The 22,636-nt window shown below is 56.0% G+C and carries 17 protein-coding genes; 3 read left to right on the top strand and 14 right to left on the bottom strand.

The window, feature by feature from the left end; genetic code table 11:
* The first annotated feature begins 3 nt into the window (after positions 1 to 3).
* The 3 genes from ACZ5K9_RS04280 to ACZ5K9_RS04270 are packed head-to-tail and all read left to right on the top strand — an operon-like array spanning position 4 to position 5,397.
* A complete protein-coding gene (locus ACZ5K9_RS04280) occupies positions 4 to 672 on the top strand; it encodes a TIGR00153 family protein (protein ID WP_464273180.1) in 669 nt (222 codons plus the stop codon).
* 13 nt (positions 673 to 685) lie between these two features.
* Positions 686 to 4,531, top strand: coding sequence for an ATP-dependent RNA helicase HrpA (gene hrpA, locus ACZ5K9_RS04275; protein WP_464273179.1), 3,846 nt, complete (start codon positions 686 to 688; stop codon positions 4,529 to 4,531).
* A gap of 5 nt (positions 4,532 to 4,536) precedes the next feature.
* Positions 4,537 to 5,397 (top strand): NUDIX hydrolase, encoded by an 861-nt coding sequence (locus ACZ5K9_RS04270; protein ID WP_464273178.1) that lies wholly within the window; start codon positions 4,537 to 4,539, stop codon positions 5,395 to 5,397.
* Between the two features lie 42 nt (positions 5,398 to 5,439).
* Here the strand turns inward: ACZ5K9_RS04270 and ACZ5K9_RS04265 are convergent, their stop codons facing one another.
* From ACZ5K9_RS04265 to ACZ5K9_RS04200, 14 genes are all read right to left on the bottom strand, one after another.
* Positions 5,440 to 6,315 (bottom strand): DUF3786 domain-containing protein, encoded by an 876-nt coding sequence (locus tag ACZ5K9_RS04265; protein ID WP_464273177.1) that lies wholly within the window; start codon positions 6,313 to 6,315, stop codon positions 5,440 to 5,442.
* Positions 6,312 to 6,812, bottom strand: coding sequence for a (Fe-S)-binding protein (locus tag ACZ5K9_RS04260; RefSeq protein ID WP_464273176.1), 501 nt, complete (start codon positions 6,810 to 6,812; stop codon positions 6,312 to 6,314). Before ACZ5K9_RS04260 ends, ACZ5K9_RS04265 begins: the two co-directional genes overlap by 4 nt.
* On the bottom strand, positions 6,809 to 7,276 hold the full coding sequence (locus ACZ5K9_RS04255; RefSeq protein WP_464273175.1) for a DnaJ domain-containing protein: 468 nt from the start codon (positions 7,274 to 7,276) through the stop codon (positions 6,809 to 6,811). Before ACZ5K9_RS04255 ends, ACZ5K9_RS04260 begins: the two co-directional genes overlap by 4 nt.
* Before the next feature lie 6 nt (positions 7,277 to 7,282).
* Entirely contained in the window at positions 7,283 to 9,847 is a 2,565-nt protein-coding gene (locus ACZ5K9_RS04250; protein WP_464273174.1) for a cellulose synthase subunit BcsC-related outer membrane protein, read from the bottom strand.
* A 19-nt stretch (positions 9,848 to 9,866) separates the two neighbouring features.
* Entirely contained in the window at positions 9,867 to 10,490 is a 624-nt protein-coding gene (locus ACZ5K9_RS04245; RefSeq protein ID WP_464273173.1) for a hypothetical protein, read from the bottom strand.
* Between the two features lie 17 nt (positions 10,491 to 10,507).
* Positions 10,508 to 11,557, bottom strand: a complete 1,050-nt coding sequence (locus tag ACZ5K9_RS04240; RefSeq protein ID WP_464273172.1) for a glycosyl hydrolase family 8 — start codon at positions 11,555 to 11,557, stop codon at positions 10,508 to 10,510.
* A complete protein-coding gene (locus ACZ5K9_RS04235) occupies positions 11,541 to 13,754 on the bottom strand; it encodes a cellulose biosynthesis cyclic di-GMP-binding regulatory protein BcsB (RefSeq protein WP_464273171.1) in 2,214 nt (737 codons plus the stop codon). Before ACZ5K9_RS04235 ends, ACZ5K9_RS04240 begins: the two co-directional genes overlap by 17 nt.
* Positions 13,755 to 13,795: 41 nt before the next feature.
* Complete coding sequence (locus tag ACZ5K9_RS04230; RefSeq protein ID WP_464273170.1) at positions 13,796 to 16,153, bottom strand: glycosyltransferase family 2 protein; 2,358 nt, start codon at positions 16,151 to 16,153, stop codon at positions 13,796 to 13,798.
* A gap of 327 nt (positions 16,154 to 16,480) precedes the next feature.
* A complete protein-coding gene (locus ACZ5K9_RS04225; RefSeq protein ID WP_464273169.1) occupies positions 16,481 to 17,404 on the bottom strand; it encodes a 3-methyl-2-oxobutanoate dehydrogenase subunit beta in 924 nt (307 codons plus the stop codon).
* Between the two features lie 48 nt (positions 17,405 to 17,452).
* On the bottom strand, positions 17,453 to 18,604 hold the full coding sequence (porA, locus tag ACZ5K9_RS04220) for a pyruvate ferredoxin oxidoreductase (RefSeq protein ID WP_464273168.1): 1,152 nt from the start codon (positions 18,602 to 18,604) through the stop codon (positions 17,453 to 17,455).
* On the bottom strand, positions 18,601 to 20,367 hold the full coding sequence (locus tag ACZ5K9_RS04215; protein ID WP_464273167.1) for an FAD-dependent oxidoreductase: 1,767 nt from the start codon (positions 20,365 to 20,367) through the stop codon (positions 18,601 to 18,603). The genes porA and ACZ5K9_RS04215 overlap by 4 nt, the downstream gene beginning before the upstream one ends.
* Before the next feature lie 23 nt (positions 20,368 to 20,390).
* Entirely contained in the window at positions 20,391 to 21,005 is a 615-nt protein-coding gene (locus tag ACZ5K9_RS04210) for a 2-oxoacid:acceptor oxidoreductase family protein (protein WP_464273166.1), read from the bottom strand.
* Positions 21,006 to 21,025: 20 nt separating this feature from the next.
* Positions 21,026 to 21,628, bottom strand: coding sequence for a helix-turn-helix domain-containing protein (locus tag ACZ5K9_RS04205; protein ID WP_464273165.1), 603 nt, complete (start codon positions 21,626 to 21,628; stop codon positions 21,026 to 21,028).
* A gap of 271 nt (positions 21,629 to 21,899) precedes the next feature.
* Positions 21,900 to 22,610 carry a succinate dehydrogenase iron-sulfur subunit gene (locus ACZ5K9_RS04200; protein ID WP_464273164.1) on the bottom strand — a complete coding sequence of 237 codons (711 nt, stop codon included), beginning with the start codon at positions 22,608 to 22,610 and terminating at the stop codon, positions 21,900 to 21,902.
* Positions 22,611 to 22,636: the final 26 nt, after the last annotated feature.

The following is a 22,636-nucleotide window of genomic DNA, read 5'->3' as shown; positions in this document are numbered from 1 at the left end:
GCAATGCGTTCGGCGTTCTTCAGTATCTTTCGGAAGTCGCCCTTTGAGGGCTTGTTGCGTCATGCGGAAATCATCCGGGAGGCGGCGCCGCTTTTCAGGATGGCTTTTATCGCTTACCTCGATGAAAGCCGTGCGGATTTTGAAAAATATCAGAATAAGGTCACCTTGCTGGAAAGCGAAGGGGACGCCGTCAAGCGCAACATTCGTGGTCACCTCCCCCGGGGCATACTCCTGCCCATGGATAAGTTCCAACTGCTGTGGTATCTCCGGGAACAGGACAAGATTTTGGATTCCGCCCAAGACTCCTTGCATTGGCTTTCTTACCGAAACACACAGATACCTGATGAATACGTGGATGATTTGCTGCTGCTGGTGGACAAGATCACCAGCGTGCTGAAGTCCGTCCATCCCATGGTGGCGGCTGCGGAAAGCTATTTTCAAAGTTTTTCGGAAAACCATCGCGCCATGGTCAAGAATGCGATTAAACAGATCCGTGAATACGAATTTGAATCGGACCAGGTAGAGCGTAAGCTCATTTCGGATTTTCTCAATTATCCCTTCGACAATCCGACCTCGGCCTTTCATCTCGTGCGCCTGGTGGAATACATGGGTGATATTTCCAATCACGCTCAGAACGCAGGCGACATGATGCGGGCCATGATCGCAAGGTGATTCCAGCTTTGATATGACACCCTCGTCCTCTCATGAAAAGCCCTCGGAGAATCGTCGACAATCCGAGGGCTTTTTGCTCGAAAGCCCCGACGGGCTGATCCGCGTCGGCTGGAGCTATCCCGACGACCTGCCCATAACGGAGAAGAGGCAGGCCATTGTTGAAAACCTTCGCCGTCATCGTGTAGTCGTCGTCACGGGCGATACGGGATCGGGTAAGAGCACGCAACTTCCCAAGATGTGCTTGGAAGCAGGACTGGGCGTTTCTCGGCTCATCGGCATCACCCAGCCACGCCGGATCGCGGCGGTCACCCTGGCGCAGCGCGTGGCCGAAGAACTCGGCGAGCCCCTCGGGGGCTTTGTGGGTTACAAGATCAGATTCCAAGAACGGCTGTCCAGTCGAACGCGCATCAAGTTCATGACGGACGGCATCCTTTTGGCGGAAGCACAGGTTGACCGGTTTTTCAGAGCCTATGAAGTACTCATTGTGGATGAGGCTCATGAACGTAGCCTCAATATCGATTTTCTCTTGGGCCTGTTACGTCAAGCCATCGCTAAACGCCATGATCTGAAACTGGTCATCACCTCGGCGACCATCGACCCTGAAAGCTTTTCCCGAGCGTTTGACAATGCGCCCATAATCGAGGTGACGGGGCGGACCTATCCCGTGCAGATTCGCTACTGTCCGCCCGATCCCGCCGGTCCGGAAGAGTGCACGGTTGTGGATTTGGCGGTGGAAGCCGTCGATGGGCTCAAAAAAGAGGGCCTTCGCGGGGACATGCTCGTCTTCATGCCTACGGAGAACGATATTCGAGAAACGTGCGCCCGTCTCCAGGAGGCTCATGGGCGAACCTGTGCCGTTCTTCCCCTTTATGGAAGGCTTGCGGGGATGGACCAAGTAAAGGTTTTTCAGCCTTTCCCTCAAGACAAAATCGTTGTGGCCACGAATGTGGCGGAAACCTCGGTGACGATTCCGGGGATCCGCTGCGTGGTGGACACCGGCCTGGCCCGCCTGGCCATGTACAATCCCAGAACCCGCACGCAGGGCCTTCCTGTGGTGCCCATATCCCAATCGAGTGCAGACCAAAGGGCCGGGCGCTGCGGCCGGACGGGACCCGGAGTGTGTGTCCGGCTCTATTCCGAGCAAGACTACATTACCCGTCCCAAATTCACGCCTCCTGAAATTCTTCGATCGAACTTGGCTGAGGTCATCTTGAAAATGCTCGCGTGGCGTTTCGGTGATGTGCGTTCGTTTCCATTTCTTGATCCGCCGTCGCCGGCTGCCGTTAAGGATGGCTTTGCGGTCCTTATGGAATTGGGGGCTGTGGACCGCCAACATCGCCTGACAGATCTTGGACGCCTCATGGCGCGTTTCCCTCTGGATCCTCGGATTGCCCGGATGCTCATCCAAGCGCAAAGGGAAGGAGCTTTGGACGAGGTCCGGGTTTTGTGCGCTGCACTGAGTATTCAGGACCCTCGGGAACGGCCCTTCGAGCACCAGGAACAAGCGGATCAAATGCATGCCCGGTTTCGGGATCGGCGTTCGGATTTTCTGACTCTTCTTAACATCTGGAGAACTTACCAGCAAAAGCGGCAAGACGGCGTGTCTCAGTCACAATGGCGGGCGTTTTGTCGGGAGCATTTCCTATCTTACCGGCGGATGCGGGAATGGGTTCAAGTGGCTGAAGAGATTCAATCCATTATGGATGAAATTGGCCTGACGGCCCCGGAACCTTGTGCGGACCAGCCCGCCACGTACGACGCCATTCACCGCAGTGTGGCATGCGGATACTTGAGCCACGTGGCGTTGAAAAAGGAAAAGAACATTTACGTCGGTTCGAAAGGCCGTCAGTTGATGCTCTTTCCCGGCTCCAGCCTCTTCAACAAAGGCGGGGACTGGATCGTGGCGGCGGAAATCGTTCAAACAAGCCGCCTTTTCGCTCGTATGGCCGCCAACATCGAGGCCTCATGGCTGGAGGATTTAGGCCGACACTTAACCAAATCCCATGTGTCGTCCCCGCATTGGGAAAAGAAGCGCGGTCGGGTGGTCGCCTACGAAAAAGTCACCCTTTACGGGCTTCCCATTGTTGAGAAACGCCTGGTGGATTTTTCCCGTTATGACCCATCCGAGGCCCGTCGAATTTTTATCCGATCGGCTCTCGTGGAAGGCGATCTGCCTAAGCCCTATGGTTTTCGCGAACACAACCAAAAGCTCCGAGAGACTCTCGAGGGTGTGGAGGACAAACTGCGCCGGAGGGGTATTCTCATCGACGACGAGGATCTCTTCGCCTTCTACGATCAGAGAATTCCCCTGATATCCGATATCCGTTCCTTTGACAAATGGCTGAAAGATCAAGGTGGGGACGCGATTCTGCGAATGAAGGAGGAGGATTTTTTAAAAGGTGGAGCCGACGTGGGCGGGCTTGAAAGATATCCGGACACCTTCACGGTGGGGGATTTCCATCTGCCCCTGCGTTACAGCTTTTGCCCGGGCGAAGAGGCGGACGGGATTACGGTGACTGTGCCTATTCATGTGCTGCCCCGGCTGCAGCCTGAACCCTTTGAGTGGCTGGTTCCCGGGTTTCTCGAGGAAAAAATCCATGGCCTCCTGAAGGGCCTACCGAAAAATGTCCGACGGCAGTTGGCCCCATTGTCTGAAACAGCTCGAAAGGTTTTTCTTCGCCTGCCCTTTGGACAGGGAGACCTCTACGAGACCTTGAGTCAGGTTCTTCATGAGACGTTCGGAATCAGCGTTCCGCGCTCCACGTGGAGTGGAGATAACCTTCCCGATCACTTGAGGATGCGTTTTGAGGTGGTGGATGAACAGGGGGAAGTCATCCACGCCGGAAGGGATTTAAGATCGCTGCAGGAAAGAGCCGTGGGGATGCACCACGATGCGGTCTGGGAGAAAGCCCGCCGCCAGTGGGAACGCAGCGGTCTTACCTCGTGGGATTTTGGAAGCCTTCCCGAAAAGATCGAACTCGGTCGCGATGCCTATGGAGTCATGCGATGCGCCTATCCCGGCCTTCATGCGGAAGGGGCAAGTGTCTCCATCCGGCTCTTTGCCGATCCCCAGTCGGCACGGGAAGCGACCCGAGACGGTTTGCTCGTTCTTTATCAATGGGCCTTTGCCCCGATTCTTAAAGGTCTTCGGAAGGAATGGATCTTTCCTGTGGCAGGCCGACGCATCGGGGCAGGTCAGACTGCCGTGCCCGCAGGGGCTGTTCATTTTCTCGGCGATATCCGGGAAGCGGAAAAGCAAGCCCAAATCTACATGCTTCGAGAGCTTTTCGATCTGCATGACCCGCAGACGCCCGACGAGGGGAAATATCGGCGGGCGATCCGTGAGCTGCCTGCGCACATCGGGCCCCGTGCTCAGGAATTATGGTCGGAAGTCATGACGGTGATCCGATCCCGGGGAGAAGTCACTGAAAAGTTAAAAAAATTCCGCCGGAAAAGCGCAGATAATCCTTCGGCCCTGGAACGATTGCACGCGGTGGAACAAGAACTGGATACGCTGGTGCCGCCGGATTTCTTAAGCCGCTATCGCAGCGCCGTCATGCGGGAGCTGCCGCGCTATCTCAAAGGACTGAGCTTGCGGGCCGAACGAGCGTACGTGTCCCCCGAAAAGGATCGACAAAAGTGGGCTGAGGTGGCCCCTTTTGTTGCCCGCTACCTCAGGGAAATCGAAAGCCTGCCGAAGGATGCGCCCGCAAAGGTTCGAGAGTTTCTTGACGAAATGCGATGGATGTTGGAAGAATACAAGCTCAGCCTTTTCGCTCCGGAGGTGAAAACGCGGTATCCCATTTCGGCGCGGCGCCTCGAAAAGAAATGGGCCGAATACGATGCCCATATAGGTTAATCCTTATGGAGTCCCAACGTCCAAACCCCGAGATCCAAAGAATCCTCGAACAGCCTCAAGCCTTACAAGACCATGTTCTTCGGCGTCTGGCACCTTCACTCCCCAAAGATCCGTCGATCGAGGAATTCTGGAAACAACTGGGAACATCCTCCAGTGTGTTGCTCCTTTTAGGGTGCGACCTGGGCGAGAACGGGTGCGCGCAGGAACCCTGCATCATCCTCAACCGACGCTCCCGGCGTGTCCGGCAAAGCGGGGATTTGTGTTGCCCCGGCGGAACGGTGGAACGGCGCCTGGATCCGATCTTGGCCAAAGTTCTGACCTTGCCCCGCCTTCCTCTGGCCCGGTGGCCCTATTGGCCGGAAATGCGCCGAAGATTCCCTCACGCGGCCCGCCTTTTGGCACTCCATTTGGCCACGGGGCTCCGGGAAAGTTGGGAGGAAATGCGCCTCAATCCGCTCTATGTTCGGTTCCTCGGTCCTCTCCCTCCGGAAAGACTACGATTGTTCGTTCGGGTCATCCACCCTCTGGTCGCATGGATAACCCGGCCGCAGCGGTTCGTGCCCAACTGGGAAGTCGAACGCATTGTGGGGATTCCCTTAAGGAGCCTTCTGGATCCGGCACACTACTACCGTTATAGGCTTTACGTGGACCCGGAAGTCCAGAACACTGTGGCGCCTCCGATACAAGATTTCCCCTGCTTTCTGCATCAAGACGGCGTCCACGTGGAAATTCTTTGGGGGGCGACTTTTCGAATTATCAGCCTTTTCCTTGCGAAGGTCTTTGATTTTTCCCCTCCCGATGTTTCCAACCGGCCCATCGTCCCGGGCCTTCTCGACGCCGCCTACCTGAACGGCACGAGGATCTAACCGTTAAGCGCCCATGGACTCAGATGGACGCTGCGGTTTTCATCACAAATGCTTTAACGCGGCTTTGAGGTGCCGGACGAACACATTGACCAGCGCCCAGATGGTGTCCAGCGCACGGAGATGCCGGGAGATGGTGGCGTCGAAACGCACCGTGAGGGAGTGGGGGAATTCATTGTCGCCTCGCCAGAAGATCAATTGCAACGGGATGCGCGGCAACACGGCAAATTCGAAGGCCATATCGCCCGCATCCACCGGGACGCCGCCCAGCACCATACACGCTTCGGAAAACCGAAAAGGATCGTCGGCCACATGATCCACAACGGCCTTGAGTGGAAACGCGTGAGGCCCGGTGAAAAACCAGCCGCCCGACGGGATGTCCTTTTCGCTGATCCAGCGTTGGGCCGGAGGAAGAGCTTGCGCTTCCAGAAGATAGTGGAGAAGGACGAGTCCTGTTTGGAAATCTGCAGCCGTTCGTACCAGACCGGGTTCCCCGTGGATCAACCTTTGTTCGGGAAAGCATCGAAACAATCCGGAAAGAAAAGGCACGTCGTATGAACGCTCCGCAGGGTTCCACGACACGGCGGCTCGCTGGCACACGTCCTCAGGGTCACGGCGAAGGAGCTGCTCCCACAAGGAAGGGTCGAGGTCGTCCAAAGAGTCATAAAGTTGTGGCGATGGAAGGGACTCCAGAACCATTGCCACGAGTTTTCGTGCAAGGGAGAGGTGTTGAGGCGGGACGAGGATCTGGCCCCATCCGCGCTGAGGGACAAAAAGACCATCGTAGGCCGTTTCCACAAAGGACCGCACGATAAACGGCACACCGTTTTTTTCTAAAACGTCGGAAAGCACGTCCGCTTCGAACCGGTTGGCCACAGTGTAAAGGAAAACCCATGAAAGTGCGGAGCCGTGCGCAGTCACGAGAGGACCTCCGGGCAGTCCTCAAGGGAGCTTTCCCTTCGGAAAACCTTTGCGGCAAAAGCCATGCAGGTCGGCACGCCGCACCGGCCGCAGTTGGTCTTGGGAAGCGCGTGGTAAATGTCGAGGACAGTCATCATGGGAGGTGTGCGCAGGACGGGCGTCATTCTGTCGCGATTATGGTGGATTTCTTGAATCTTCTGATAATACCGCTCGCACCACGCCAGGGCTTCTTCAATCCCCGAAACGTCCGTGATGGTGATCCGATCTGCGTAGATGCCCACGATGTGCCCTTGATCCATGACATTCACCACTCCGGTTCCGTGCACATAGGTCGCCCCAGGAATGGCCGCGGCGCAGTAGGGCAGAAGCTCTTCGATGGATTCGTGAAGATCCATGATCACGTTGTAATTTTCCGACTGGGGCATGCACTCGATGTTGACCAACCGAAACGTGTACCCCTTTCGGACCGTTTCATGACAGGACGGCTCGGCGTTCATGCTCGTCGCTCCTGGTGTGCACGCATCAAAGTTTCATAGGCCCATTGGATCTCTTGAAACTTTTCTTTGGCCAATTGCTGGAACTCTTCGCCGAGGTGGCTCACCTTGTCTGGATGGTATTTGGCCGCCATGTGGTGATAAGCTTTCTTGATGGTCTGAAGGTCAGCGCCGGGATTGATCCCTAGAATTTTATAGGGGTTCTTGAACGTGTTTTTCGCCGTCCGCTCATCAGCCGTGCGATTTCCGGCGCGCCTGCCGGATGGCCCGTCCTGAGTCCCGGTGCCCTGGTTTTGCCCGGTCGCTTCCTTACTTCCGAACACTCCTTTGCGGGAGAAATAGTAAGCCAGTCCCAGCAGGATAAGGTCGTCCATCCATCCCGGACCCAAGAAGAAATCGGGGAAGATGTCGTACGGCAGAATCAAATAGACGATCCAGGCCAGCAAAGGCCAGTATTTTTGGATCATGAAATCCTACCTGCCCCGAGAACGCAACTGCTCATCGAACCAGGGCGCCACGTGGCCGAATCCAGCCCGTTCCTCGAAAAACCAGGTCAAGCTCACCCTGGTAGACCATCGCGTATAATCGGAAGTCTTGTCCGCATCCACATAGGCTCCCACAACCCAACGTGGCGCCAGAAATCTCATGGCCCTCAACGATCCGCTCCAACCTGGGCCGGAATAACGATCGCCGGAGTATCTCTCCGGACGGTCGTCTCTTGGATACACAGGGCTCGAATCATTTTCAAAATACAAATAACCCGCAGCCGTCTCCACATCGAGTCTCCACATCGGGTGTTTTTCCTTAAGGAAACGGACGGTGGGGCCGGCCATGAAAAATATGGACGGGCTAAAGTAGCCTCCGTGACCCAAAGTATAGAAATCGGAATTCCGATCATAGTGCGTGGCGGAAATGAAACCACCGATAGACAGGGTTCCGGAGGGATGGGTAAAGGTGGACCCCAAGGCAGCGTCCCCTGAGATGGAAAAGTTCGGCCACACATCCTTGCCCCAGTAATGGTCCGCTCCCAAGCGGATGTTGAACCAGGAGCCCCGTGGCCACGATTGCTGCCAGGACACGGAGCCTCCTGTTTGAAGGACACGGCCCCACGTCCGATCCGAATAGGGATCGCGTTGCCCGATCCACGAAAGGATCGAATCTTCGACGGATCTTTGGTGAGCTTCCAAGCGCCATCGAGGGTTTCTCATCTCAAGAGTAAAAACCGGCATTGGATCCACCGGTCCGCCGAATGGGCTTAACCCTGCCGAGACCTGAACATTCCATGCCCCTTCCCTGGAAAAACCTAGGGCAGGGGAAGCCACCGACTCGGATGTGATCCAGTGGGACGTGGAGACTTTTCGGCCTGGGAGCAGTCCGAAAGAGCCTACAAAGGGGTTCGATCCAGGATGTCCGGTGTCGAGGTGAATTCCTTCCATCTGCAAGGTCCACAATGAGCCGGGGTTCGAAGGCAGATAAAGGTTCCAAGGCAGTCGTAGGGTTTTCTTTCGGGAGGTTCCCTTGTCGCCCGAACGGCTTTCGTAGGAGATTCCCGCGGTCGTCCACGGGATCAGATCATTTTTTTCGTCCTTGGCGACGGATGCGGCGTGCAAAACCTTACCGGTTCTTTGGTAATGCTCAGCGACGATCTGCTGAAGTTCGGGATCATCGGTACGGTTGAGCTGTCCCGCGTAATCGTAGGCGGCGCTGAACTGTCCTGACCGCTCAAGGGATAGGAGCAAACCTTGAGCCTCTTCAGAAGTCGGATAGGCGGCAGAGGCGCGCCGAAACGCCTCGGCGGCTTGGGATGCCCTTCCTTGGTGAAGGAGCAGCCATCCCAGAGAACGCCATGGGGCATCGTCGTCGGGTTCGATCGATGCCGCGCGTCGATAAGATGCTTCGGCCTTCGCCAAATCCTTTTCCTTTGAAAAAAAGGCGCCTTCTTCCATGTGAAGACGGAACAGCGCGCTTTGCCGGCCCTCAGGGTAAGGGGGTGTGAGAGCATTGAGCAAGTTCTCGGCGTCTCGAAACCTTCCCAACGAGATAAGAGTGTGAGCCAGCCCCAGGGTGGCGTCTTGACGATCAGGTCGGGCACGGCGGCATCGCGCAAACAGACTTTCCGCCTCAAGGAATCGGCCCGTACGAAAATAGAACCAGCCCAGCTTCAGTAGGGCCTCCGGGTCATCGGGGTCTTTTTCCAGAATAAAGCCGGCGATCGTTTCCGTCTCCTGGGCCTGTTCCGGTAATGTCCTGAGTTGTCTTCGAAGAACTTCCATCTTCAGGGTCTCAAGTCCGGTGAGATATGAAGCCGGCAACCCTGGACGAACTTTTTCCATCTCGATTGTGCGAGTCATATCCTCATGGGAATCAAGTTCCATAAGCTCGTAATAGACTCCTAGGCGAAGGTCGTACCGGTGAGCCGCACAGTCAAGTACGCGTTGGAGCACATGCCGAGCTTCCTCGTTCTGCCCCTTCTGACGAAGCGCCTTGGCGACCTCTAAGAAAGCTTCCGGCGCTATGCATCGTCGCAGGGCATTGGCATTTCGGCGCACAAACCGGGTCAGCACGCGTGGGTCCTCATCTATGGCAACAGACGCCGCCTCTTTCCTGAGCTCCATTTGAAACGAAACTCTTGGTGTTACCGACCGAGACCGCCGATAGCCGTCAAGCCATCTCTTTGTGTCCTTCGTTCGGTAGCCTTGCCTATCTAAATCAAGAATCAAGGCTGCCGCCTCGTCACGTTTCTGGAGACGATCCAAACACAGGGCCTTGCCCCACTGAGCTTCCCACCGAAGGGAGGGCGATGCGGCCGTGCCCATCAGCTCGTCAAAAAGGTTCAGCGCTCTGTCGTAGCGTCCCTCCCGGAAATGCCACCATGCGATTTCCAGTGCAGCTCGAGTGCGGACATCGGCCGCGTGGCCTGCCGGTGTGGCCGTCGGAACCTGGGGGGGCGAGCTCGGTGGCGGTAGAGTCTCGGCGGCAGAAGACAGGGGGAGGGTGTGCCCCAAGACAAGAATGGCGGCGAAAATCATGCGTCTCATAATCACCCAACGCAAAGTTTTAAGGGAGCAAGGGGAGGAACTTCTCCGCTTCTTCATACCGCTTCAAAGCAAGGAGGGTTTCCACCAGAGCCGGCACTGTTTCCTGACGTCGTACTCCTTGGGCCACCAAGGTTTCCAGAAGGGCCGCCGCCTCAGACAGCCGTTTTAACCGGAGCAGGCAGTAGGCCAGCCCCAGCCGGGACTCTTCCACAATGGTGGGTGCTGTTTCCCTTTCTGCCAAAAACTCAAAAAGCTTGGAGGCCTTTTCGTACTCGCCTTGATTGTATAATCCCCACGCGATGGCCAGACGGGTCTGCGCCTTGTCTGACGAGGTCTCGTGCGTTCCCTGTCCTACCGACGGTGCCTCCCTCGTGAGTCGCGGCTGGAGCGGTGGGCTTTCTGGTCGCATGGGTACCGAGGGGTAACGCGGTTCCATGAGATGTCTCTGAGGTCCCTGTTCCACATGGACAAGCGCGGCTTGATTGGATTCCTGGGCGGCGGCCACTCGCGCCGTGGCCGCTAAAATGCCAAAAAACACCCAGAGATACCACCACTGCCAGGAAAGCCGAAACTTTTCCCCGGCGCCTGAACCGCCTGGTAAAAGGTCAGCCGGTTTACGCACTAAGAAAAAAAACTTTGCCATGGAGGTTTTTCTCCCGACTACGGCTTTTCTAAACCGACCAGACTCAGGAGGAATAAGCTTGTGGAATAATAGTCATCTTTTTCTTGAGGGACTTTTTCCCTAGCCCGAACCCATAAATCTTCCGCCGTTTTCGGCCGGCCTATGCTGCGGGCGACTACGGCCCATACGGCATAAAAACCTCCTGGTGCGTCAGTAAGAGATATGGCCGAATCCACAACGTCGATCCATAAGGGTAGGGTCCCCGTCCTTTCGAACCAGTCGAGAATGGGAGCCCACCGTCTGAGCGCGTCATGATGGCCGGCCCAAGCAAGGTAAAGTGGAACTCGGATGGCTTCGTAACCGAATCGCGGGCTTCTTTCTTTATAGACATCGACACTGTCGCCGCGGACGAAAATCCAATCAGGGGGGGTATTCCATGGGGGGCGGCACGCCCGGTCCAAAAGGTTAAGACCACCTCGGATGATCCGGCTCCAGAGGTTCTGATCATCGAATCGAGCGAACGCCTCCAAGGCGGGATAGACGTAGTAGGACAGATTGAGCACCAGCCCCTGTTCCTTATCAAACCCGTAATATCCCGGCATTAGGACGGGGATCTCCCCCGCATTGACCGTCACATGCTTTTTAATGTCCTGGACAAGATTCACGGCTTCCGATCTGAGGGCGGGATCGTTCCAACGCTCTCCAGCCTTGAGGAGCGCATACGCCACAAGCAGGTCGCCGTCCGTGGCATTGTTGAGATCCAGCACGTTCCATTCACCGTTAAGGCGTTGCCCCCAGGACCACGCCAACAGCCGATCTTTCCCGCGAACCTGCAGGTTGTTACGGGTCCATTGCCAAATTTTTTCGAAAGTCGCCCGGTCGTCGGCAGAAACAGCCAAGATCATCCCGTACCCTTGGCCCTCCGAGTGGCTGATCTGCCGGTTCGCTTTGTCGATGATGCGGCCGTCAGAGCTGATAAAACGCTCTCGGTAACTTTCCCACAATGCTTGGTCCATGGCCGCAACCTGCGCCAATCCCGCCGTCCAAACAATCCAGAAGACGAAAACAACTTTAAGCGTTCGAAACATTCAACCGCCTCCGGCGATATCTTCTGAGCAGCCGATATATGAGGAACGCCAAAATACCCAAAGCAACGAGAACAGAAATGAAGAAGGCCCAAGGATACGTGTAAACAAAAAAGTCCAACTTGGTCAACGGCGTCAAAGTCCCGACCCGGTACGAGGGACCGACTTGAAGACTCTCCACCCGTGTCTTGTTATCGGGCCAATCCATCAAAACCAAATCTCCGCGGCACGCCCCCTGGGTCTCATAATTCCATAAAGCTTTGGCGGCTCTTGCAGTCACCGAAGCCTCTTGGGCGGTGAGTACCAGCAGTGTACGGTCTGAGGTTCCCGGAAGCCGATATTCCATCAAAGCCGCCCGCTGTGCCGACAGCCCCCCCGTTTGCAGAGTGTGGGCAAACTTCACCACAGGAGTGGTCTGGGGGCCTTTAAAAAAGCCTAGCGCCTGACGCATCCACCGTATGAGCCACCAATTGTCTTGAGGTGTTTCTCCTCGGGGCGGAGACGTCAAGGGATAGGCGGCCTTAATGGGTTGGATCAGATGATATGGGGCCGGTTCAAGGAGATCCTTCGGTAAAGACGCCAGCGTTCCGATGGCGATGGTGTTGGTGGAGGGGGTCGTTTGATACGTGTCCATGACATGCACGCCAAGCGGGGGATAGCCGACTTTCTGGCTCATGACAGCCAGTAGGTTTGCCGCAGCTTCCACAGTGGGAAAATCCGCCTGGGTGAGCAGGAGCACCGTGTCCCGAGCATCAGGATATTTGGCGTAAGGAAAGCCGTCCTTGAAAAAAAGACTCAAATCAGGAAGGGAAGCCCAGTGGGAAATGTTGGGGACGTGCAATGTGGAATCGTCAAAGACGGTAAGCAGCAGGTGTCCTGTTTGGATCATTGTGCATTCACCCGTCACCAGTGGTGTCAGAACGGCGTGGAAGGCCAGTTCATTGTCCCCGGGCCTCAACAGGTAGGTGGGGAAACTGATCCGATAAGCCTCATACTGCCCCCCGATTTTGTCTCTTAAAGGAATAGAGGAAAAGAACTTCCCGTTGAAGAAGAGTGCTAAGACGGAATCTTCGCGCATTCCTGCGCTGTAAGCGATATGCAACGACAGCGTGGCGTATTTGTGAGGCTTGATGAGAATATCGGAAGGCAAGCGAAACCGAAGGGTGGCCGGAGCCGGCTTGTATCCTTGGAAAGTCACCGTCTGAAAGCCAAGGTTCTGAAAAGTGTAGGTTTGATTGAGCTGAAGCATTCCCTGGGCCTCATAGGTCTCCCGTTCAGGGAATCGGACTTCTTCAATGGATGTGGCCGCCGCATCCGGAAACGGGAAAGAAAGGACGGCGAAAGCGTGCAAAGCCTTGGTCACCGCCGCCTCGTCCGGCCCGCCGATGAGGATCATCGCATGGGTCGGGTCGGAGCCGGATGGAGCACCGGTCGTTTCCCGAGTGGATTCCGGCATATGACGCAACTCGAGATACGCACCTTGAGTTTTCGGTGCAGATGGACCCAGGATCTTGGCCAAGAAGGGTTCGGAGCCCACCACGATGTTGTCCCGACCTGGCATCAATGTCTCAGAGACCGTGAATTCCACGGGTCGGTAGGCAAAACGGACGGCGGCGGCCGAAGCTGCAAGCACGGCGCGCCTGGCATCGTCCCGGGACGGCGACTCCACAACAATGTGGACCTTCTCGGGGATGGGGATTCTGGGATCAAAGACCATTTCCGGAACGACGCTGAGCCGCAGGGGGATGGGCTTGAGAGAAAAGACCCAATCGATAAAAGCTTCATCGAGCTTGAGTGCTGTCCACAACTCCGGAGCTGTCGGATCTTCGCAGTCCAACACATAGTGTTGGGTCACTTTAAACGAAAGGTCGTTGTAACCGGGCTTGAGAAGGTCCACCGGTAAGCGAACCTTGACCTTTCCCTCGGGAGAAAGCGGGTCGAGAGTGATTTGAGCCAAGGGATGCTGGTTGAGTTCTACGATAAGGCGGGAGTTTTCACGCAACAGCGCCGTAGAATTCACGTAAGAGAAGGTGAGGACGGCCTCATGGATCAGCCAGCGATCGGGTACGGGAAGACTCACGTCAAATCCGCTGTAGGCCCCTTGAAGCTTGTAGGTGGTCACAGGAACCAAGTTGGGAAGGGCGATTCGAAGCTGCGTTGGTTCAGGGGAAAATGCGGCCAATGTTCCACTTGAGATCATGAAGCTCGCCATGACCTGGACAAAGATCCAGGTTGCCCCGGTCACAAAGCCTTTTCGTGTCCTTTGAAACGTTGCGCCCATAGGTCGGTCGTCGCCCTCCGTGCGAAATTCATGATCATCCTAAGAAGTCCCATAAAGTTTTTAAGGGATTTGGAGATTCCGGTTTTAAGCAAAAAGGTGTAGCCTTTCCAAAGCCCCAGGTAACTCGGTGATCGAGATTCCCAAAACCTGACCCAGCGCTCGCTATCGCCGTAAATGAAGCCAACCCGTTCGGCAAAGCTCTGGGCAGTCTGATCGGTCCATTCGCCTCCCAAGACAACTTCACGGCCTGCCTTGCCGGGAGATGGCTGGATTCGAACAACCTTCATGGACAGCGTGTACTCTTTCCCGGTGCTGTCTGTAGAGTTCAAGATCAGGATATCCCCTTGATGCAGATTGTCCGTGTACAGAGTCTCAACACAAAGACCCACGCCGCTGAGAGACAAATCGACGATTTGTGCCGGTACCGTCCGGCCGTCCGTAAGAGACAAAATTGCCGGCTCACGGGTTACCACGCGGTGGTGTCTGCGCCACTGGCGCATTTCCCATGCAGCCCCTAGGCATAATAAAACGATGACGAGATTGTAAAGATTCCAGAAGAGGCAGATAGCAATCACGTCTCGCTCCAGCGGGTACGTAGTCCATCGGTACACGGCAGCGGCTATGCCGCATAGGGCAAGAACCAACATGGCGTAAAAGGGATAGGCGAGTGGGCTGAGGAAGTCATGGGAGAGACTGCTTCCTTTGGGTGTGACCTTAAACTGCGGCGCCCTTGGATTCTTGAAAGTGGAAAGGACGGCTGGGAGCAAATGGAAACTTTGAACGGTCTCAAAAAATTCGGAGAACAAAGTGTGTCGGACGGTCCCATACAAATAGTGGGCGATGAATGTCGATCCCAGCAGGTGCGGCAAGGCGTAGGCAATGACTTGAACGACCGAGGCGTTGTACACCCGAAGACCGAAAAATAAATAACATAAAGGGGCGATGAAAAATGTGACCCTCGCCAAACCGAAAAGCCAGAATAAGCATGAGTTTAAATAGCACAATCGCTGACTGAGGCTGAGACCTTTTGCCCGCAGCACGTTCTTGAGAAGAAGAATTTGAATCATGCCCTGTGCCCATCGGGTTCGCTGCGAGATAAAGGCCTCGAACGTTTCCGGCGAAAGTCCACAGACCATGGGTCGGCTCAGATAGACGCTCCTGTACCCTCGGCGATGGAGCTCCAAAGCGGTTTCGGCATCCTCGGTGATGGTTTCTCCTTGGATCCCTCCGATTTCCATAAGGCACGATCGGCGCATGAGCGCCGCCGAGCCGCAAAAGAAAGACGCGTTCCAAAAATCCAGCCCCAGGTGAACGCGTCGATAAAACATTTCGTTCTCTCCGGGCAAAACCCCGTGCACACCCAAGTTCTTTTCTACAGGGCTGGGATTGATAAAGGAATGCGGGGTCTGGACCAAAAACAGTTTCTCGTCTTGAAGGAAGTAGGGGACGGTCCTTTTCAGGAAATCCCGCGTGGGCACGTGATCGCAGTCCAGGATCAGGACCAGGTCGCTGCAGGTTTGCTGAATGCCGTGATTGACGCAGGTGAAACTTGCCTTTTCTTCTCGAAACGAGCCGTCGCTGCACAGACATCGCAGGGCTGCGTTGATGTTCCCTGCCTTGGCGGCCCCATTCTCTTCACGGGTCATGTAGTGGACGCCGATTTCGGCGGCCATCTGCTTCAGTCGTTCATGGCGTATTCTCGCAGCTTGCGCCTTGTCGGGGTCGGGATCATTCCGGCGGGCAATCGTTCCGCCGTCGTCCAAGATGTAAATCTTCATTTTTTCTTTGGGGTAATCCATCAAAGTGCAGGCGACGGCTGTTGTCCGAACAATCTCCTCGGGTTCATTAAAGGTCGGGATCAAAACGTCAACCGTGGGATATTGCCGAGGATCCTCAGGAAGGGGGGGCGCCTCGTTTCTTTCAAGGGGCCAGATATTGACGAAGAGGCCCAACAGATGGATGCCGATGCCGTAGCTTTCAGCGCCGTAAAGCAAAAGCATCCCGATGCAATCCCACGGGCCGGTATAGCTGAGCGTTTCAAAGGTTCGAAACATCCAGTATCGAAGGGAAAGAAAAGCGCCCAGAAGTGCAATGAAAGCCCGCGCCGGCATCCCTTTGGCGCTCCATTGCACGGCGGCCCCTAAGACCGCAAGGAGCCCCCAGCCGACCAGAACCTGATCACGCAACTCGAGATAGATCGTGGCGCAATAGAAAAGATAAGCCCAGAAAACCGCTAAACCGGCCCCAAGAAGGGTCGTTTCTGTGTTGTGCCGGCCGCTTCGGCCACTGAAAAAACGACCGGTGAAATGATCTCTCATTGTATCCCTATACCCATGTCCACTGAACAATGCCTTCCGGTCCTCCAGTAGGGTGAATCGGTGATCCTTTGAAAAAACTTTAGCCCCCGTGCAAAAAAGCCCTTTCTACTCAAAAAGACTCTTTTGGCAATAAATAAAAGGGCTGAAAGGCGTGCATGAACCAATCTTGCGAAGCTCTGCACGTCGAGATAAGGCGTTCAGGGTACCATTGGATTATCAAGGCAAGACGCGGGATCCTCGGCAAATACCCCTAGGGTGCGATGCATCCCGTGGAAACAGCCGAGTTTCCCGCGCAGAGGAGTGTCCGGATGAAACGTTGACGGCGCATTACAGGGTCAGAGGGCGGAGTTTTGTCATTGGGCCCGCGGCCCCCGGACTCACACCGGCTTTTCTCAAGAGCAGTTCCCAGTCTTCGTCCACCATGCGCTGGATTTCTTCGAGATCCGCTTCGCTGAGGTGTTTGAACCGGCCCTGAAGCTTGAAGTATTCCCGCACGAGGTAACCTTTCGGCATATAGTTGATGGTGTAGCGCACCCCTTCTTCGACTTCATACAGTGGAAAGATGTTCGTCTGCACAGCCATCCTGGCAATTTTTACCGCCAATTCGGACGGCATGCGCCATCCTGTGGGGCACGAGGCATAGATGTGAAGGAAACGCGAACCTTTCATAGCCTTGGCTTTTTGAACTTTGCGCATCAAGTCTTCAGGAAACGCGATGCTGGCGGTGGCCGCGTAGGGGATGCGATGAGCCACAAGGGCTTCGACGATGTTCTTTTTACGGAGTTTTTTCCATTCCTGGCCTGGGGTCGTGGTCGTCCAGGCGCCGTAGGGTGTGGAGGAGCTGCGTTGGACTCCGGTGTTCATGTAGGCTTCGTTGTCGTAACACACATAGATGAAGTCTTCGTTGCGTTCGACCGCGCCGCTGAGTGCCTGAAAGCCGATATCGAAGGTGCCGCCGTCTCCGGCCCAGGTGACCACCGTGGTTTCTTTATCCCCCTTGATATCCAAAGCGGCACGAACGCCGCTGGCCACGGCGCCTCCTGTCTCAAAAGCCGTGTGGAGCACCGGCACCTTGAGCGTCGATTGGGGGTATGGCCCGGCAATAATGGACCAACAACAGGCGGGAATGATCATCACGGTTTTTTCCCCTAAGGCTTTCAGGAGAAACCGCATGGCGATGGCTGCCCCGCAGCCTGGGCATCCCACATGCCCTGAACACATATATTCACGGTCCTGTCCACTCCGTTCCATGGTGTTGCTCCTTAGAGCTCTGCCTCTCGGTCACGCCGGAGGAGAAGGTTACTGCAGCCCGACCCAGAGGCTTTCCGCTTCCGGGAAGGGAGCGGTTTTCGTTTTCCAATATATGTCTTCCAGGAGCTCGGGGGTGACGTCCCGACCGCCGAGCCCCGCGACGTATCCGAATACCAGAGGCCTTCGGGGTTCATTGCATAGGGCGGCTCGGATTTCCTGGGCGAAAATACCGGAAGCCCCGTAGGAAAAATTTCTATCGATGACGGCCAATTTTTGTGCACGCAAGGTCCACTGTTTCAACTGTTCGTAGGGGAAGGGACGGAAGAGCCTCATTTTAAGCAACCCCACCTTTTCGCCGCTTTGTCGAAGGTGTTCCACCACCAGTCGACACGTGCTCGTGATGGTCCCCGATGTCACCATAATAATCTCCGCATCATCACAGTGCACGGCCTCCAGAGAGCCATAGCGTCTGCCGAAACTGGAATAGAACTCTTCATGGATCCTTTCCAGAACGTCCTTGCTCGCCTCCATGGCATCCTGCAGATCGCGACGCATTTCCATATACACGTTGGGGGGAGACAGCTGGTTAAAAGCGGCCGGTTGGTTCGTGTCCAATTGAAACGCCGGCTTGAAAGGAGGCAGAAAGCGATCCACAAGAGCTTGATCGGGGATATCTACGGGCTCGTAAGTGTGAGAGAGAAAGAAGGCGTCCAAAATCACCATGACGGGCAAGAATACCGTTTCGGCCAACCTGTAGGCTTGAATGGTGGAGTCCAAGGCTTCCTGGGCGTCTTCGCAGTAGATCTGGATCCAACCTGTATCCCTTTGGGCCAGGCTGTCGGTCTGATCGGTCCAGATGTTCCAACCCGGCGCCAGAGCCCGGTTGACTTCGGCCATAACAATGGGCAGTCGGGCTCCCGAAGCCCAGTGCAGGAGTTCATGCATGAGGGCCAACCCTTGGGACGAAGTGGCGGTAAATGTGCGCACCCCGGCGGAGGCCGCCCCGATGAGGGCCGCCATGGCCGAGTGTTCACTTTCCACACGCAGGAACTTGGCAGGCAGTGACCCGTCCGAGCAAAACTCTGAAAGCATTTCCACAATGTGGGTTTGGGGAGTGATGGGGTATGCCGAAATCACCTGAACGCGACACAGCCGGACGGCTTCTGAAACGGCGTGGCTGCCTTCCACCACTTTTTTCATGGACGATCTCCCGTAGTGTTTTCCACCAGCGACATGGCGTTTCGAGGACATTCCACCACGCACACACCGCACCCTTTGCAGTAATCCAAGTTGATGTGGCGTCCTTGAGCTGAGGCATCTTTGCAGACAGCAAGATCCGGACAATACAATCGACAGTTGTCGCACTGATTGCAGATGCCGCAGTTGAAGCATCGTTCCGCTTCCCGAATGGCCAAGGCGGCCGAGATCTTGAGGTCAATTTCTGCAAAACCCTGCAACCGTTCCTCTTTGAGCAACCGTGGTTGCACAATGCGGGGGCTGTAAAGGAAATGGTCCGTGTTGATTTCTTGGAAAGCCACCACGTGGGAGTTTCGACGGCAGCGGTCGCCTCCGAGATGGATTTCCATGGACAAGGCAGGCCCCGGCCCGACCCGGCAACGGTCAATGTGGGCGGATACGGTGTCCCAGCCGTTACGGAAAAAGACATCCAAAGCAATGGCAGCTTCTTTTCCCGAACCGATGGCGTGGGCCACGGATTTGCTTTGAGCCGCCAGATCTCCGCCATAGACCAGAAGAGATCCGTCGGGGTCACGCATCAGCACTGTGTTGGCCAAACGGAGGGTTTCCGGACTGGCCTCCGAAGGGGGATTCAGCCATGGCTCTTCCGCGGTGTTGCCCAAAGCTTTAAAGATTTTCTTCGCGACAATTTCGATGGTGCGGTCGGGGACCGCTTGGACCTGGGCACGACCTCCTTTTTCTGAAACCACTTCCATTTTTTGCGCCGTGAGCAGAAGCCCGCCAGGGTGTTCGGTGATTTCTACCGGGCTCCAGAGCTCCATGATTTCCACGCCTTCCTCCACAGCCATCTGCACCTCGTGGCCGAAGGCCGGCATATCCTGGCGGCGTCGACGGTAAAGGACGATCGGCCGAGCGCCGAGTCGCAGAGCGCAACGCGCGACATCGATGGCCGTGTTACCGCCTCCCACGATGACGACATTTCCGGACAAAGACGGGAATTGGCCGGATCGCACCCGTTCCAAAAACGGCAGGCCATGTTCCACTCCCGGCAGGTCTTCCCCTGGGATGCCCAGCATGCTGTCCCGGTAATGACCGCACCCGAGAAAAACCGCAGCGTAGCGCTGGCGGAGCTGTTTCAAGAGATCCTCTGAGATTCTTTGGCCGCATTGGATGTGCACGCCCAGAGAACGCACGTGCTCCACTTCCCATCGGAGGACCGACTCAGGAAGTCGGTAGGGCGGGATCCCCCAGCGGAGCAGTCCCCCCGGTTCGGTACGCGATTCAAAGACGTCGCAGGAATACCCCATCCTGGCAAGAAAATAGGACGCGGCAAGGCCGCTCGGGCCGGCACCGACGATGGCCACGCGCTCCTTTTTGGGCGGAAGCTGTGGTGATTCCGGGCGCAGCCCGTAGCGCATGGCCGTGTCCGCGACGAAGCGTTCCACAATATGAACCGCAAGGGCTTCGTCAAAAGGTCCCCGGTTACACACAGTTTCACAGGGATGAAAACACACCCGGCCGCACACGCCGGGAAAAGGATTTTCCTGCAGGATTGTTTCCCAGGCTTCCTTGAAAAGGCCTTGGGATACAAGCATTTCCACCCGAGCAATGTCTTCACCGGCAGGGCAGGCCGCACTGCACGGCGCCGTTTTTTCATCATAGCGTGGCTGGAGAAATCGCCACGATCCGGTCTTATTGCTCTCAGTCGTCGTGCTGGACCGTGGGATGAAGGGGAGCGACACGGAAACCACGGGACGATTCTCCATAGGAACCTCTCACTTCGATGTTGTCAGGAGGCGACCGGTGAGGGGATTGCCGTGGCCGCGAGCTGAACCCCCTTGTCCGGCGGCGCTTGGATAAAAATGACATTGTCGTAGGCTTCCCGAGCTGCGGCGATATTGGCCTCGGGCTTTATGGGGATTTCTTCTCGAATGGCATGGACCACCGCCTCCAGAGGGGGTTCCCCCAACACCCGGGCGAAAGCTCCCATCATGGCTGTGTTCACGATGGGATGGGTGCGGGTGCCTAGGGCATGCTTCAGGGCGATACGCGTCGCATCCACCGTGGCCAGACGATAGGACGAGAATTCCCCTGGAATGACGCTCTCTTGCGGGGCATTGACCAGAATCCAACCTCCAGGTTTCAGGCCCCGAGTCACGTCCACGGCCGTCAGCAAGGACGGGTCCAAAACCACGACGTGATCAGGTGTATAGACATTGGTCCGGATCAGGATTTTCGTCTTGTCCAATCGAAGGTAGGCTTCTACGGGCGCCCCGCGCCTTTCCACTCCGAAGAGCGGAAAACTTTGCACGAAATATCCCGCCTGAAAAAAGGCCTTGGCCATCAGGATGGAGGCCACCACCGTGCCCTGACCGCCACGTCCGTGAAATCGCACCTCGATCATGATTGTCATCCTTGAGAATCTTACGGGCGGTTCCAGACCACGACCACGGCTTTGGCTGTGGTCCCCCCCACGCCTCGGAAACTGTGACTCACCTCAGAGTCAAAGTAAATGCTGTCCCCGGGTTCCAGGATCTCCACACGGTCAGGCGTTCGGAACTCTAAACACCCCTCCATGAGATACACGAACTCTTCACCCTCATGGCTCACAAAGACCATGTCTTCCGTAGCCATGGTGGGAAACTCCACAAGGAAGGGTTCCATGTGTTTATCGGGTTTTCGGTTTTCAAGCGTTTCGTAAACATAGGTGACTTCTCCGGCCATGTGATGCGGGCGCTTTTCCAGCCGTTTGCGATCCGCTTTTCGGGTGAGGGAGATCTTGACACCTGCGGGTTGGTCTTCAAAGAAATATGCGAGTCCGACTTGGAAGGTTTTGGCCAACTTGAGCAACGTGGCTACCGGGGGGACGAGGGCGCCGCTTTCAATATTGGTGAGCGTTTCCGGATCGAGGCCTGTGCGGGCGGCCAGATCCTGAATGGTCAGGCGGTACTTGTCACGCAATTCCTTGAGCTTGCGCCCGAGATGGAGATCCTTCAGTTCCTGGCTTCCGTCTTCGGCAGTGTGCATAAGGAGCCCTCCTTGAGTGGCGTTGCTTCGCCGTTGTGCCCATGGCCTGCGGCCGACCGGCGCAGCCTTTGGTCCAGGCCGTTAAATGAACCCTAATAGAATATCTAACTGAGCGGCCCATAAACATCAACGGCACGGCACGACCGTGGGTTTCTCCAAAAGGCAGCGGGAAACGGGATGACCGTGTGCGAAAAAGACGTCTCGGCGTCATCGGCAGGCTTGCCCTCAGCGCGCCGAGGGCAAGCCTGATTCTGAAATACAAGAGGGAACCTTAGAACTTGCGATGGATTATGGCCTTCTTCAATTCGGCAATGGCTTCCGTGGGGTTCAGTTGCTTGGGACAAGCTTCCACGCAGTTCAAAATTGTATGGCACCGCCACGCCCCATCGCGGTCGTTAATGATTTCCAAGCGTTCATCAGCCCCTTCATCTCGGGAATCCGCAATGAACCGCCATGCTTTGAGCAAGGCCGCAGGACCTAAGTAGTTGGGGTCCGCCCAAAAACTAGGGCACGATGTGCTGCAGCAGGCACAAAGGATGCACTCGTACAGACCGTCGAGTTTCTTTCGATCTTCAGGGCTCTGGAGCCGTTCCCGATCCGACGGGGGAGGCGTTTTTGTGATGAGATACGGCTTGACCAAGTAGTATTTGGCGTAAAAGTCCGTAAAATCCACCACCAAGTCCTTAATGACCGGCATGGACGGCAAAGGCTGCACCACGATCGGTTCCTTTAAGCTTTCGATGTGGGTGATGCAGGCGAGCATATTCACACCGTTGATATTGAGTCCGTCGGAACCGCAGACACCTTCACGGCACGAACGGCGATAGGCCAAAGTGCCATCCTGTTCCCAGCGGATTTGGTTGAGCCCATCCAACACCATCATTCCGGGACGGCGCAGTTCCACTCGGTAGTCTTTATAATAGGGCCGGGTGTCCTTTTCCGGATCGTATCGAAAGATGGAGAAAGTGACCGTCTTGACCATCTCAAGCACCTCGTGTCGGAGAGAAT

The organism is Desulfosoma profundi (assembly GCF_055387865.1).
This window is presented reverse-complemented; position numbering and strand designations above follow the sequence as displayed.

What these genes read in the sequence shown, in the direction of transcription:
- ACZ5K9_RS04280 (WP_464273180.1), top strand. Translation starts at nt 4, where the DNA reads ATGCGTTCGGCGTTCTTCAGTATCTTTCGGAAGTCGCCCTTTGAGGGC.
- hrpA (WP_464273179.1), top strand. Translation starts at nt 686, where the DNA reads ATGACACCCTCGTCCTCTCATGAAAAGCCCTCGGAGAATCGTCGACAA.
- ACZ5K9_RS04270 (WP_464273178.1), top strand. Translation starts at nt 4,537, where the DNA reads ATGGAGTCCCAACGTCCAAACCCCGAGATCCAAAGAATCCTCGAACAG.
- ACZ5K9_RS04260 (WP_464273176.1), bottom strand. Translation starts at nt 6,812, where the DNA reads ATGAACGCCGAGCCGTCCTGTCATGAAACGGTCCGAAAGGGGTACACG.
- ACZ5K9_RS04255 (WP_464273175.1), bottom strand. Translation starts at nt 7,276, where the DNA reads ATGATCCAAAAATACTGGCCTTTGCTGGCCTGGATCGTCTATTTGATT.
- ACZ5K9_RS04250 (WP_464273174.1), bottom strand. Translation starts at nt 9,847, where the DNA reads ATGAGACGCATGATTTTCGCCGCCATTCTTGTCTTGGGGCACACCCTC.
- ACZ5K9_RS04245 (WP_464273173.1), bottom strand. Translation starts at nt 10,490, where the DNA reads ATGGCAAAGTTTTTTTTCTTAGTGCGTAAACCGGCTGACCTTTTACCA.
- ACZ5K9_RS04240 (WP_464273172.1), bottom strand. Translation starts at nt 11,557, where the DNA reads ATGTTTCGAACGCTTAAAGTTGTTTTCGTCTTCTGGATTGTTTGGACG.
- ACZ5K9_RS04235 (WP_464273171.1), bottom strand. Translation starts at nt 13,754, where the DNA reads ATGATCTCAAGTGGAACATTGGCCGCATTTTCCCCTGAACCAACGCAG.
- ACZ5K9_RS04230 (WP_464273170.1), bottom strand. Translation starts at nt 16,153, where the DNA reads ATGAGAGATCATTTCACCGGTCGTTTTTTCAGTGGCCGAAGCGGCCGG.
- ACZ5K9_RS04225 (WP_464273169.1), bottom strand. Translation starts at nt 17,404, where the DNA reads ATGGAACGGAGTGGACAGGACCGTGAATATATGTGTTCAGGGCATGTG.
- porA (WP_464273168.1), bottom strand. Translation starts at nt 18,604, where the DNA reads ATGAAAAAAGTGGTGGAAGGCAGCCACGCCGTTTCAGAAGCCGTCCGG.
- ACZ5K9_RS04215 (WP_464273167.1), bottom strand. Translation starts at nt 20,367, where the DNA reads ATGGAGAATCGTCCCGTGGTTTCCGTGTCGCTCCCCTTCATCCCACGG.
- ACZ5K9_RS04210 (WP_464273166.1), bottom strand. Translation starts at nt 21,005, where the DNA reads ATGATCGAGGTGCGATTTCACGGACGTGGCGGTCAGGGCACGGTGGTG.
- ACZ5K9_RS04205 (WP_464273165.1), bottom strand. Translation starts at nt 21,628, where the DNA reads ATGCACACTGCCGAAGACGGAAGCCAGGAACTGAAGGATCTCCATCTC.
- ACZ5K9_RS04200 (WP_464273164.1), bottom strand. Translation starts at nt 22,610, where the DNA reads ATGGTCAAGACGGTCACTTTCTCCATCTTTCGATACGATCCGGAAAAG.